14 protein-coding genes and 2 pseudogenes are annotated in these 12476 nt (G+C 41.7%); 12 read left to right on the plus strand and 4 right to left on the minus strand.

The features are described from left to right. Positions 1-4: 4 nt before the first annotated feature. Positions 5-235, minus strand: a complete 231-nt coding sequence (locus HMPREF9425_RS01090; protein WP_003093927.1) for a DNA-dependent RNA polymerase subunit epsilon — start codon at positions 233-235, stop codon at positions 5-7. A 260-nt stretch (positions 236-495) separates the two neighbouring features. On the opposite strand from HMPREF9425_RS01090, the gene tsaB reads away from it, so the two are divergent. From tsaB to HMPREF9425_RS01115, 5 genes are read left to right on the plus strand one after another with little or no spacing between them, the layout of a single operon-like run. Then, positions 496-1182, plus strand: coding sequence for a tRNA (adenosine(37)-N6)-threonylcarbamoyltransferase complex dimerization subunit type 1 TsaB (gene tsaB, locus HMPREF9425_RS01095; protein ID WP_037621271.1), 687 nt, complete (start codon positions 496-498; stop codon positions 1180-1182). Further along, entirely contained in the window at positions 1142-1597 is a 456-nt protein-coding gene (gene rimI / locus HMPREF9425_RS01100; protein ID WP_003093417.1) for a ribosomal protein S18-alanine N-acetyltransferase, read from the plus strand. Before tsaB ends, rimI begins: the two co-directional genes overlap by 41 nt. Further along, entirely contained in the window at positions 1597-2610 is a 1014-nt protein-coding gene (gene tsaD / locus HMPREF9425_RS01105) for a tRNA (adenosine(37)-N6)-threonylcarbamoyltransferase complex transferase subunit TsaD (protein WP_003094813.1), read from the plus strand. The genes rimI and tsaD overlap by 1 nt, the downstream gene beginning before the upstream one ends. A gap of 51 nt (positions 2611-2661) precedes the next feature. Further along, entirely contained in the window at positions 2662-3354 is a 693-nt protein-coding gene (locus HMPREF9425_RS01110) for an AzlC family ABC transporter permease (RefSeq protein WP_003096023.1), read from the plus strand. Next, complete coding sequence (locus tag HMPREF9425_RS01115; RefSeq protein WP_003093715.1) at positions 3341-3667, plus strand: AzlD domain-containing protein; 327 nt, start codon at positions 3341-3343, stop codon at positions 3665-3667. Before HMPREF9425_RS01110 ends, HMPREF9425_RS01115 begins: the two co-directional genes overlap by 14 nt. Positions 3668-3706: 39 nt before the next feature. On the opposite strand, the gene recD2 is transcribed toward HMPREF9425_RS01115, so the two are convergent. The 3 genes from recD2 to rnhC are packed head-to-tail and all read right to left on the minus strand — an operon-like array spanning position 3707 to position 7822. Beyond that, positions 3707-6211, minus strand: a complete 2505-nt coding sequence (gene recD2, locus HMPREF9425_RS01120; protein WP_003093254.1) for an SF1B family DNA helicase RecD2 — start codon at positions 6209-6211, stop codon at positions 3707-3709. Positions 6212-6271: 60 nt separating this feature from the next. Next, positions 6272-6913: a signal peptidase I gene (lepB, locus tag HMPREF9425_RS01125; RefSeq protein ID WP_003094735.1), complete on the minus strand. Its 642-nt coding sequence runs from the start codon at positions 6911-6913 to the stop codon at positions 6272-6274. 18 nt (positions 6914-6931) lie between these two features. Beyond that, on the minus strand, positions 6932-7822 hold the full coding sequence (rnhC, locus tag HMPREF9425_RS01130) for a ribonuclease HIII (protein ID WP_003096026.1): 891 nt from the start codon (positions 7820-7822) through the stop codon (positions 6932-6934). A gap of 311 nt (positions 7823-8133) precedes the next feature. On the opposite strand from rnhC, the gene HMPREF9425_RS01135 reads away from it, so the two are divergent. The 7 genes and pseudogenes from HMPREF9425_RS01135 to tpx all read left to right on the plus strand — a co-directional run bounded on the left by HMPREF9425_RS01135 (position 8134) and on the right by tpx (position 12447). Beyond that, complete coding sequence (locus tag HMPREF9425_RS01135; RefSeq protein WP_003096030.1) at positions 8134-8451, plus strand: hypothetical protein; 318 nt, start codon at positions 8134-8136, stop codon at positions 8449-8451. Beyond that, positions 8448-8990, plus strand: coding sequence for a CvpA family protein (locus tag HMPREF9425_RS01140; protein WP_003093854.1), 543 nt, complete (start codon positions 8448-8450; stop codon positions 8988-8990). The genes HMPREF9425_RS01135 and HMPREF9425_RS01140 overlap by 4 nt, the downstream gene beginning before the upstream one ends. Before the next feature lie 90 nt (positions 8991-9080). Further along, a pseudogene (locus HMPREF9425_RS01145) lies at positions 9081-9317 on the plus strand (hypothetical protein); the annotation flags it as partial. A 45-nt stretch (positions 9318-9362) separates the two neighbouring features. After that, a complete protein-coding gene (locus HMPREF9425_RS01150) occupies positions 9363-10085 on the plus strand; it encodes a metal ABC transporter ATP-binding protein (protein WP_003093595.1) in 723 nt (240 codons plus the stop codon). After that, positions 10082-10915, plus strand: coding sequence for a metal ABC transporter permease (locus HMPREF9425_RS01155; protein WP_003093234.1), 834 nt, complete (start codon positions 10082-10084; stop codon positions 10913-10915). The genes HMPREF9425_RS01150 and HMPREF9425_RS01155 overlap by 4 nt, the downstream gene beginning before the upstream one ends. 20 nt (positions 10916-10935) lie before the next feature. Continuing rightward, positions 10936-11868, plus strand: coding sequence for a metal ABC transporter substrate-binding protein (locus HMPREF9425_RS01160; protein WP_003094167.1), 933 nt, complete (start codon positions 10936-10938; stop codon positions 11866-11868). A gap of 87 nt (positions 11869-11955) precedes the next feature. After that, positions 11956-12447 (plus strand): annotated as a pseudogene (gene tpx / locus HMPREF9425_RS01165) (thiol peroxidase). Positions 12448-12476 lie beyond the last annotated feature (29 nt).

Genomic DNA, 12476 nt, shown 5'->3' on the forward strand with positions numbered 1-12476 from the left:
AGTCTTAGAACTCCGTTACTTCAAAAACGCCTGTTTCTTTTTCGTATTCAAGGGCTTTTTCTGAGAGGAGCTCGATGAATTCGATGTTATAGGCAGTGCTTTTTTCGATGATTTGACGAGCTTGGATACGTCCCTCAAGTTCAGTTTCTGCATCGATATCTAGGTAGAGTGATTTTGTCTGTTCACGGCGTGGATTACGCTCTTTAGTTTCTTGGTAAAAGACTTTATAAATCATGGTTTTCCTTTCTTTCCAAAAGGCTCTGCCATTCTATAAAAAAACCGGTCAAGTTAATCTTTCTATGATTTACTTGACGTTATGATATTCACTTTATGAGTAATAGCTAGTAGCCTTGATTCGTTTAACAATTACTATTATTGTACCATAAGATAAGGGCTAGATAAAGAAAATGGCGGAAAAAGTTGGGGAATGTTCGTTTTTGGAAAATAACTACTTGTGTTATAATAGAAAAGCATAAAAGGAAACAAGGAAAAAAGATGAAAATATTAGCATTTGATACTTCTAGCACGGCTTTATCAGTAGCCTTGTTGGAAGATGAGAACTTAGTGGCAGAGGCAACCGTGACAGTGAAAAAGAATCACAGTATTAGTTTGATGCCCACCATTGATTTTTTGGTCGCTCAGGCGAGCTGGCAACCAGCTGATTTAGACCGTATCGTTGTTGCTCAAGGACCTGGATCCTACACAGGGCTTCGTGTGGCTGTTGCAACAGCTAAGACATTAGCCTATGCGCTTGACATTGATTTAGTGGGAGTTTCAAGTCTACAGGCGCTGACAAACCTTTCGGTTGACGGTGTTGTGATTCCTATCATGGATGCCCGTCGTAATAATGTTTACGTCGGATTTTATAAAAACGGCCAAGCTATCGTCCCTGATTGTCATGCTGCTTTTACAGATGTTCTTGAGCAAGCTAAAACGTTTGAAAAGGTAACTTTTGTAGGTGAAGTAGTTAATTTTGTGGATCAGATTAAGGAAAGCCTTCCAGAGGCAACTATCTTGTCAAGTCTTCCGTCAGCCCTGTTAATTGGTCGTTTAGGTTTATCATTGCCTCCTGTTAATGTGGATGCCTTTGTCCCACATTACTTGAAGCGGGTTGAGGCAGAGGAAAACTGGCTTAAGACACATGAGGAGACTAACCGTGACAACTACATCAAGCGCGTCTAGATTGAGTTGCCAGGAACAGGCTCAGCTCATTTACCAGATTTTGTCGGATGTTTATGACAAGTCTCCGTGGACGATAGAACAAGTGGTAGCAGACTTGGCTTTGGATACTACGGAGTATTTCTATGTTTATGATCAGGAAGAAGTCGTTGGTTTTTTAGCTCTTCAAAATTTAGTTGGAGAGCTTGAGGTTACCAATATTGCGGTTCTAAAAGCTTATCAGGGACGTGGTTATGCCAGTCAGCTGATGAAGTATTTAGAAGAGCGTAGTGAGCCAATCTTTCTTGAAGTTAGGGATTCAAATCAAGTCGCTCAGGCGCTATACAGAAAATTTGGATTTGACAGTTTAGGAATTCGGAAAAATTATTATCATGAGCCTCAAGAGGATGCGGTTATCATGAGGCGAGAGGAAGTCTAATGGCAGATAGATATATTTTGGCGGTGGAGAGCTCGTGTGACGAGACTTCAGTTGCCGTTTTAAAAAATGAGAAAGAACTTTTAAGTAATATTATTGCCAGTCAGGTAGAAAGTCATAAACGATTTGGTGGTGTTGTTCCTGAGGTGGCTAGCCGTCACCATGTGGAAGTAGTGACTCTTTGTATTAAGGATGCTTTATCTGAGGCGGGAATTGCTGCTGAACAATTGGATGCTGTAGCTGTAACCTATGGCCCAGGCTTGGTTGGAGCCCTCTTGGTTGGGATGGCAGCAGCTAAGGCCTTTGCCTGGGCTCATGGTTTGCCTTTGATTCCGGTCAATCATATGGCAGGGCATCTGATGGCGGCGCGTGAGGTTCAAGAATTAGAGTATCCCCTCCTAGCACTTTTGGTGTCTGGGGGACACACAGAGTTGGTTTATGTGTCAGAACCGGGAAATTACAAGATTGTTGGTGAGACACGTGATGATGCAGTTGGTGAGGCCTATGACAAGGTCGGTCGTGTGATGGGATTGACCTACCCAGCTGGGCGTGAAATTGATGAATTGGCTCATAAAGGGAAAGATGTTTATGATTTTCCACGCGCTATGATAAAGGAAGACCACTTGGAGTTTTCATTTTCAGGCTTGAAGTCAGCCTTCATTAATTTGCACCATAATGCTGAGCAGAAAGGGGAAGTTTTAGTAACAGAAGACCTTTGTGCTTCCTTCCAAGCTGCTGTGTTGGATATTCTCCTAGCTAAGACGAAGAAAGCTTTAGAGCGTTACCCTGTCAAAACACTTGTTGTTGCTGGGGGCGTGGCAGCTAATCAGGGCTTACGTGAACGCTTGGCTGAGGAAATCACAGATGTAGATGTGATTATTCCTCCTTTGCGTCTTTGTGGTGACAATGCTGGTATGATTGCTTTAGCAGCAGCTATTGAATATGATAAAAAACATTTTGCTGAGTTAGATTTAAATGCTAAACCAAGTCTAGCCTTTGCAGGATTTGAAGAATAAGAAGAACCTCTTACTCGTCTGGTAAGAGGTTCCTTTAGAAAGGAATCGAGAGTGTCTGACTTTCGTTTAGGTGTAAAAGCCGCGGTACCGACAGCTTTAGGCTATGTAGCTATTGGCCTATCCTTCGGTGTTGTAGCGTCCGCTTCGGGTCTATCAGCCCTTGAGGTTGCTCTCATGTGTGCCTTGGTCTATGGTGGCTCGGCCCAGTTTGCCATGTGTGCTTTAGTAGTTGCGGGAGCTGGCCTAGGTGAGTTAACCTTGACTGTTTTCTTGGTTAATTTGCGTAATATGTTGATGAGTTTACATGCAACGATGATTTTTACAAAAACAAGCCTCTGGAATCAGCTGGGAATTGGTAGTCTGATTACGGATGAAAGTTATGGTGTCTTATTAGGAGAATATGTGCATCATAAAGATATTTCCGCTGACTGGATGCATGGTAACAATATTTTCAGTTATCTGGTTTGGATTGTATCATCAGTAATTGGTTGCTTGATTGGTTCAATGATTCCTAATCCTGAGCTTTTTGGTTTGGATTTTGCCTTGATTGCTATGTTTCTTGGTTTGTTAAGTAGTCAGTTTGATGCCTTGCTAGGTGAAGGGGTGCGTAAGCTGTTTATGATTCTGTTATCTATTGCGGTGGCATATCTGAGTTTTAGTATCATCTTATCAGAGTCTTTGGCCGTTCTAGTGTCTACTTTGATTGGATGTAGTGTGGGGGTAATGTGTGATGGCCGTCAATAAGTTTATTCTCACAGCTATCTTACTTGGATTTATAGTCAGTTGGGTTCCTCGTATTCTCCCCTTTGTACTGGTTAAATACAAGGGTCTACCAGATATAGTTGTTCGTTTCTTACACTACTTACCAGTTTCTATTCTTTTTGCCCTGGTTCTCTCTAGTCTCACGACTGAGAAGATTGGTCACTTGCCACAGTTTAGGTGGATGGAAATCCTGGCCATGGTGCCAACGGTAATTGTAGCATTTAAGAGTAAGAATCTCCTCTATGCTGTGATCGTTGGTATTGTGTCCATGGCCCTGATTCGATTAGTATTTTAGTAAATGAAAAGACTTGGAGTTGATCTCCAAGTCTTTTTCTTAGTTGTTGTTAAAAAAGGCTGCAATATCATCTTCGCTGAGACCTATCATTGGGTCGATAGTTGCCCAATTTTCCTCAGTTAAACGACTGTTTTCTTCTGTTTGCACAGCTTTGTTAACAGACTTATCCACAGGGTGTGAATAAGTGTTGATAAGAGTTTGGGATGGTTTGATATTTTCCAAGAAGTCTTTGTTTTTAAGGGTTTCTGAGGGTATATCGTTTTCTGTTATTGTTTGATTAGAGGCATCTGTTGCCTCGTTTTTAACAATCTTTTCGACAGACTTATCAACAGCTTGTGAATAAGTTTGTTCAAAACGTTGGATGAGGTAGGTATTGCGTTTGGCGCCTTCGTTGTGAACGGCATAATCGAAGGCTGCAATTTCCCCTAACATGACTAGCTTACTCTTGGCACGTGTGATAGCGGTGTAGATGAGGTTACGTTGAAGCATACGTCCACTTTGGCGTGTGATAGGAAGGATAACGACTGGGAACTCACTCCCTTGGGATTTGTGGATTGACATGGCATAGGCCAGAGTAATCTTATTCCATTCGTTACGAGGATAGATAACCTCATTGCCATCGAAGGACATGTAAATTTCGTCCTGCTTACTTTCAGTATATTTACCAGGTATGAGGTCAGTGATGATTCCGATATCGCCATTGAAGACATTGAGTTCTGTATCGTTGACCAGATGGAGAATCTTGTCATTCTTACGGAAGAAAATATCATTAAAGGCAAATTGATTGGCTTTTTCTTTGGGATTGAGTAGATCCTGCATAATGGTATTGAGATTGTTGATACCAGCCTGTCCTCGGTACATGGGGGCCAGAATCTGTACATCCTGAGCAGCAATCCCACTTTTAATAGCCGCAGAGACAATTTTAGGGACCATCTGTAGAATATGGCTAGCATTAGCCTCAAAGTATGATCGGTCAGCCTTTTTCTCTGTGAAATCAGCGGGTAGTTGGCCTTTGCGCATCTGGCTAGCTAAGGTAACAATAGTGGAATCCTCAGATTGTCTGAAAATTTTGGTTAGAGAAACCTTAGGCAAGTCATCAATCTGCAAAAGGTCAGCCAAGACTTGGCCAGGACCTACGGAAGGCAGCTGATCTTGGTCACCTACAATGATTACTTGAGTAGTATCAGAAATGCTTTCGAAGAGTTGATTGGCCAACCAAGTATCAACCATAGAGAACTCATCGATGATAATCAAATCGCAATCGAGATAGTCATCTAAGGTCTTGAAATCGTCCTCGCTATTGAGGCCCAAATGCCTATGAATAGTGGCACTAGGAAGTTTGGTGAGTTCGTTCACCCGACGAGCAGCCCGTCCTGTTGGTGCCGCTAAAATAATAGGCAAATCAGACTTTTTAAGATCTAGACCATGAAGGTCGGCATAGGTTTTAATAATGCCGTTAATAACAGTGGTTTTCCCTGTTCCGGGACCACCTGTCAGGATGAAGACCTTACTTTGTAGGGCTTTGATAATGGCATCTTTTTGAACCTTGTCATAAGTAATACCAAGCTCCTCTTCCACCTCTTCAAGACTTGATTGGATTTTGTCCTCTGCACTAATGTCAGGTTGGTCTTTCATGATACGAGTTAGGTGGGTATAGATGCCCTGTTCCGCAAAATATAGGGTATTATCAAAGATTTTAGTCTCTATATTTTGCACTTTATCCTCTTGGATGAGGTTGGTTAATTGGTTAGCGACCAAGGAGGGGTCAAGTTCAATTTGGCGAGCACTTTCCAAAAGGATGATAGTTCGTTCAAGCAAGGCTTTGGCTTCGATGTAGGTGTCGCCCTCTTCCATACTAGCTTCTAGTAGACAATGAATCAGGGCGGCTCGTAAACGCTCAGGAGCATCACTAGCAATGCCGAGACGTTCAGCCAGTTGATCCGCCATTTTAAATCCGATTCCTTGAACTTCCTCTACCAAGAGATAAGGGTGTTCCTCAATAAGATTAAGCGACTCTTCCTTATATTGGTTGAAAATTTGTGAGGCAGCCTTTGGTGTGAGTCCATAGCTAGAAAGTTTGGACAAGATTTGTTCGGTTCCATAGTTGATTTTTAACTTTGCAACGAAGGCTTCTCGATTGACCTTTGAAAGGTTAGAAATCTGCTCTAACTTGCTAGGATCCTCGAGAATCTTGTCAATAGGATCTTCGCCATAAATCTCGACAATACGCTCAGCTGTTTTCTTACCAATCCCCTTAAAATTGTCGCTGGCAAAATACTTGATAAGACCGCTGGCAGAAGGTTTTGACCGTTCGTAGCGTGTCATTTGGAGTTGTTCGCCATACTTGGGATGATTGGTTAGCTGACCCCAGAAGGTATAGTCTTCACCCTCCATGACATCCCCCATAGTTCCAGTAACAATGATTTCATAGTCTTCAAAATCACTGTCTGTTTCGTCAATTTCTAAGAGTAGGATACGAAAAAAATTACTAGCGTTTTCAAAAATGACGCGTTCGATAGTTCCTGAAAAATAAAATTCTTGCATGTGTTTTTCCTAGATACATAATAAGGCTGGGTTTCCCCAACCTTATATTATTTAGTGTTTTTAGTTGTCCTCAACGGTACCAATTTTATTAATTGGCCAGAAGCGGAATTTGACTTCTCCTACAAGAGCACTCTTGTCAAAGTAACCAACTGCTCGACTATCTTTGGAAACAATACGATTGTCTCCAAGTAGGAAATATTTGCCTTCAGGAACAGTGACAGAGAAGGTCGTGTTGCCGTCAGCATTGGTTGTAAAGGCCTTGGCATCCTTAGCTAGTTGTTGGAAGTAGCTACTCTTGCTCTTATCATCGTTGTAAGCATATTCTTTTTGTAGCTTATCCTTGGCAAAGGCAGCTTGGAATTCTTTGAGGTATTCTTCCTTAACTTCTTTACCGTTGACAGTAAGTTTATCGTTTTGATAGGTAATTGTATCACCCGGCATCCCGATGACACGTTTGACAATTTGTTTCGTCTTACCATCTTCGACTTCCTTGGCAACGACAATATCGAAGCGTTCAATGGATGTATGTTTCAAAACAATAACACGTTGATTATTGGCTAGAGTGGGATCCATTGAGTGACCATCAACTTGGACAGGGAGCCAAAGGAAGAGGCGAGTCAAGAGGAAGAATGTGATAAAGAGGATAAAGAGTCCCCATTCACGGAGTAAAATGAGGAAGTATTGGGTCCATTTGTTTTTCATAGTTAAGGCCTTTCAGGGTTATTGTAAGCGTTGGTAGGCTTTTTTAGTATTGGCGAAATGATATTTAGCAGTAGCTTGGAGAGCCTGATCTCCGTAGGCTTGAAGAAGCTTGGTTGCGACCTGGTCAGACTTAGCACCAGCACCTGAAGGAAGCGTATAACCTACTTCTTGGCTGAGTTTATCTAGATTTTCCAGGAAGAGATTGCGGGCGATGATAGAGCTCACCGCGACAGCTAGGTATTTACCTTCGGCTTTTTCTTCTAAAGTAATAGGAAAGTCAAAGCGATTACGTTCGTTCTTGAGATATTTTTGATAATTTTTCTCACTGGTGAAGGCATCGATGACAATCTTATCTGGTTTAGCACCTGATTGTAATAGTAGGAAGATAGCCTGATTATGGAGGGCTACTTTGACGGATACAGCATTATGTGCTTTACCGTCTCCAACTACCTCATTGTACTTTCTAGGAGAAAGCAGGAGTGCTTTGTGGGGAATTTTCTCCTCCAAGAGAGGTGCAATCTGACGAATCTTAGTATCGTTTAGATTTTTAGAATCATCGACTCCTAGAGCTTTCAAAAAAGCATGGTCAGCGGGAGTAACTAGGCTAGCTACAACAGCTAAACCACCAAAATAGGAGCCGTTTCCGACTTCGTCTGATCCAATTAGGGCCAGATTTTGCCCATCAGTTGACTGCTTAGGCGTGGCTTGGTAACCAAAACGGCTAGCTAGGATTTCTGGTTTAGCACCCTGGAAGGTCACCTTACCTGAAGTATAGGCGATGACACTTGTTCCATCGACCTTAGCTGAAAAACTAGCGTATGGATTTTTAGTCGCAGTTGCATAGCTTGCTAGATCCTTCTGGAGTACTGAAATCTGCTCTGCTGTCATTTTTAATACGATTGTGCCCATGGAATCTATTTTAGCACAAAAAAGGAGAATTGGTAGATATTTTACAGGTTAGGAATCCTTGAAAATTATTTTTCTGGAGAAGGGCAAAGTATAAAATTTACGAAATTTAAAATTTAGGATATAATGATTAGAAAAAGAATGCCAAATTCTGCTCTTTTTTCGATGATTGGAGGAGTCAGTTGGTATTTATATGTCGAACACACCCTGGAGAAGGTGTTAAAATCTGACTAAAAAGGGTGCTAAAAACAAAAATAAGGAGAAGCTGTGGTGGAGACTCCCTGCCCACCATTGATTAGGCAGTTAATAAGCAAATGGCAAATAAAAACCGTTACAAATTTCATTTTGGAGAAAAAAATCTCACGCTAACAACTGATAAGGACAACCTTTTCATGGAAGAGGTGGAACGTGTTGCTTATGAGAAATATAAAATTATCAAAAAGCAGATGAAAAATGCTGATAATGAAACGATTGCTATTCTAATGGCCATCAACTCTCTATCAACTCAGTTGGAACGTGAAATCCAAGTTGAAGATATGGAAAAAGAGTTGGAAATTTTGAGAGCTAAGCAACTCGAACAACTTAAGGTCAAGGCGACAGCTCAAAGTGATGACGATGAGGATGACGCATGATTGGACTCCTTGTCTTAGCCATCATGGCTTGGAATTTCTATATTGGCTACCGAAGAGGTCTCTTTATGCAAGCCTATTACGTGGTTTCAGTCATTATTGCCATGTGCGTCGCGGCCTATTTTTACAAGTCACTAGGTGAGGCTATTAATCTTTGGGTACCTTATGCTAATCCAACCAAAGATGCCAGTGTAGCTTTTTTTACAGACCAGAATGTTTTCTCACTTGACCGTGTCTATTATGCGGGCGTTAGCTACTTCGCCATCTATTGTGTGACCTATTATGGTTTGCGCTTTCTTGGGATTTTCTTCCATTTTGTGAAAATTGAGCGTCTTGACCAGACACGGTTCCAAGTGGCAAGTGGTGTTTTGGCTTCCTTGGTAAGTTTAGTACCTTTGACTATGTTGGGGAATATACTTGCGACCGTTCCCATAAACAATATTCAAACGGTCTTGTCATCTAGCTGGTTTTTGCGTTTTTTGATTAATTGGAATTTTCCAGTTAGCCAGATTATCCAACACTTGTGGACAAGTGTGATATAGAAAATAGACGTCTTCCTTGATTAAGGGAGTGTTTTGATTGAAGACAAAGTCCTCAGAAGTTATCTTCTGGGGACTTTTCTTGCGTTATACAGAGAAAAAGGAAAGTCCAAGATGGAAGATATGGTTGGGCTTACTTTGGCATATCTAAATATCAAAAAATTAGTAAAAATGATGGTAGGGAAGACCTATTATTTAATCCAAATACCTCAATATTATTGGATTGTGCGAGAATTAAGTGTGAATATAAAAAAGGCAAACATCGTTTTTGATGTCTGTCTTCATTCTGAAGGGAAACTCTATCGAGTTCTCTTTCAAAAATTAACTTGACTTAATTTTTTTATTCATGTATATTAATATCAAAGGAGTGAAATTATGATTCAAATTGAACATCTAAGTGTTTCTTACCAGAGAACACTGGCCTTAGAGGACCTTTCCATCACCATCCAGGGTCCAACCATCCTAGGAATTCTTGGACCTAACGGAGCAGGGAAATCAACCCTGATCAAGGCCATGCTAGGACTTTTGCCTCATTCGGGAAGGGTCCAGCTCGATCAAAAAGATATCGGCCAAGTTCTTCAACGAGTGGCCTATGTCGAACAAAAGACAGCTATCGATTTTCACTTCCCTATCACGGTACGGGAGTGTGTCTCACTGGGACTCTATCCCCATCTTTCTATCTTTAAGAAAAAAAGCAAAGAGAACCTCCAAAAGGTGGAAGATGCCTTAGAGCTTGTCAATCTCCTTGATTTAGCGGATCGCCAGATTGGCCAGCTTTCGGGAGGGCAATTCCAACGTGTCCTAATCGCCCGCTGTTTGGTCCAAGAAGCAGATGTCATCTTTTTGGATGAGCCCTTCGCTGGTATTGACTCCGTTAGTGAAGACATCATCATGCAGACACTGCACACCTTGAAAAAGGAAGGCAAGACCATCTTGATTGTTCATCACGACCTCAGCAAGGTTCCAGCTTATTTTGATCAGGTCATCTTCCTCCATCGCAAGCTGATTGCTTTTGGGAAAACAGAGGATACATTTACCAAAGAAAATCTTCACGCAGCCTACGGGCATGAACTCTTTATAGGAGGTGGAGTCGAATGATTACAGAATTTATCAATGGATTACAGCAATTCCACTTCTTACAGAATGCCCTAATCACAGCTATTGCCATAGGAATTGTCGCTGGAGTTGTGGGATGTTTCATCATTTTGCGAGGCATGTCTCTTATGGGAGATGCCATTTCACATGCGGTCCTTCCCGGGGTAGCTATGTCTTTTATCTTGGGCATCAATTTCTTTATTGGCGCCATTGCCTTCGGGCTTTTAGCTTCCATCTTGATTACCTATATCAAGAGCAACTCCATCATCAAGAGCGACACTGCAATTGGGATTACCTTTTCTTCTTTCCTCGCCTTAGGGGTCATTCTGATTGGAATTGCTAAAAGTTCCACCGACCTTTTCCACATCCTCTTTGGGAATATCTTGGCTGTGCAAGACCAGGATATGTGGATGACCATCGGTGTTGGAGTGGCTGTTTTATTGGTGATTTGCCTGCTCTTTCGTCCGTTACTGCTCACTTCTTTTGATCCTGTCCTCGCTCAATCTATGGGCGTACGGGTCAAGGTCTATCACTACCTCCTCATGGTGCTCTTAACCTTGGTTTCTGTCACTGCCATGCAGAGTGTCGGGACCATTCTCATTGTCGCCATGCTCATCACACCTGCTGCGACAGCCTATCTCTATACCAAAAGCCTCTGGTCCATGATGCTCCTTTCATCCGGATTAGGTGCTCTTGCATCCATCCTAGGACTCTTTATTGGCTATAGCTTCAACATCGCCGTCGGGTCTTGTATTGTCCTCACTTCTGCAGTCTTCTTTCTCATCAGCTTCTTTATCGCTCCTAAGCAGAGAAAGAACAAGACTGCTCTCTAACCTCATTAAAGGAGAAACACATGAAAAAAATCGCTTCTGTCCTCACCCTCTTTGTGGTGCTCTTAGTTGGTCTTATGGCTTGTAACAAGAGCTCTTTTTCCAAATCCTCATCCGATAAGTTGAAAGTCGTTACCACCAACTCAATCCTTGCAGATATTACCAAAAATATCGCTGGAGATAAGATCGACCTACACAGTATTGTCCCTGTCGGTCAGGATCCCCACGAGTACGAACCGCTACCAGAAGATGTCAAAAAAACTTCACAAGCAGACCTGATTTTCTACAACGGGATTAACCTAGAAACCGGTGGCAATGCTTGGTTTACCAAACTAGTCAAAAATGCCAATAAAGTAGAAAACAAGGATTATTTCGCAGTTAGCGATGGAGTCGACGTCATCTACCTAGAAGGTCAAAACCAAGCTGGAAAAGAAGACCCTCATGCTTGGCTCAATCTCGAAAACGGGATTATCTATGCTAAAAACATTGCCAAACAATTGATCGCTAAAGATCCAAAAAACAAGGACTTTTACGAAAAAAATCTAGCAGCTTATACTGAAAAGCTCAATAAGCTAGACCAAGAAGCCAAGCAAGCATTCAAGAATATTCCAGAAGAGAAGAAGATGATCGTTACCAGTGAAGGGTGCTTCAAGTACTTCTCGAAAGCCTATGGAGTCCCATCTGCCTATATCTGGGAAATCAATACTGAAGAAGAAGGGACACCAGAACAAATCAAAACTCTGGTAGAGAAATTGCGTCAAACCAAGGTTCCGGCCCTCTTTGTCGAATCCAGTGTCGATGAACGCCCTATGAAAACTGTGGCTAAAGATACCAATATTCCTATCTTTGCAAAGATCTTCACTGACTCGATTGCTAAAGAAGGGGAAGAAGGTGACAGCTACTATAGTATGATGAAATGGAATTTAGAGAAAATTGCAGAAGGTCTGAACCAATAAGGCTCCAAACTCATTAGCTTCTCAAATAAATCAGTAGCTCTTCCCCCTTCATTGATGTACACTGAAGAGGAAAAAGGAGTCTTTGTTATGACAACATTTTTAGGAAATCCTGTTACCTTTACCGGACATCAAGTTAGAGACACTGCTTACGACTCTTCACTGACTACCCTTAACTTCGAGAAAAAAATCTTTGGCTGATTTTGCTGGCAAGAAAAAAATATTTATCGTAATCTCATCCATTGGCACAGGTATCTTTTCTCCTTAAACACGTCACTTCAACCAGAGGCCCTCTCTTACATGAAGGGCACTGTGGTTTTAACGGTTTCTGTAAATTTTACTTTAGCTTAAGTCAAATAGTGTGTTGCAGAAGGAATTGAAAATGCCATCATGCTCTCAGACTACTTTGACCATTCCTTCGGAAAAGCCTACGGACTCTTAATAAATGAATGGCATTTACTTGCACGTACTGTCTTGGTTTTAGATGCGGATAACAAGGCCGCTTACGTTGAGTACCTAGACAACATCAATAGTGAACCAAATTGCGATGCTGCAATCGAAGCCATTAAAGCACTTAGATAAAGAAAAAAGAGGTTGTAGACCTCTTTTTC

The sequence above is a fragment of the Streptococcus vestibularis ATCC 49124 genome (assembly GCF_000188295.1).
Lineage (GTDB): Bacteria > Bacillota > Bacilli > Lactobacillales > Streptococcaceae > Streptococcus > Streptococcus vestibularis.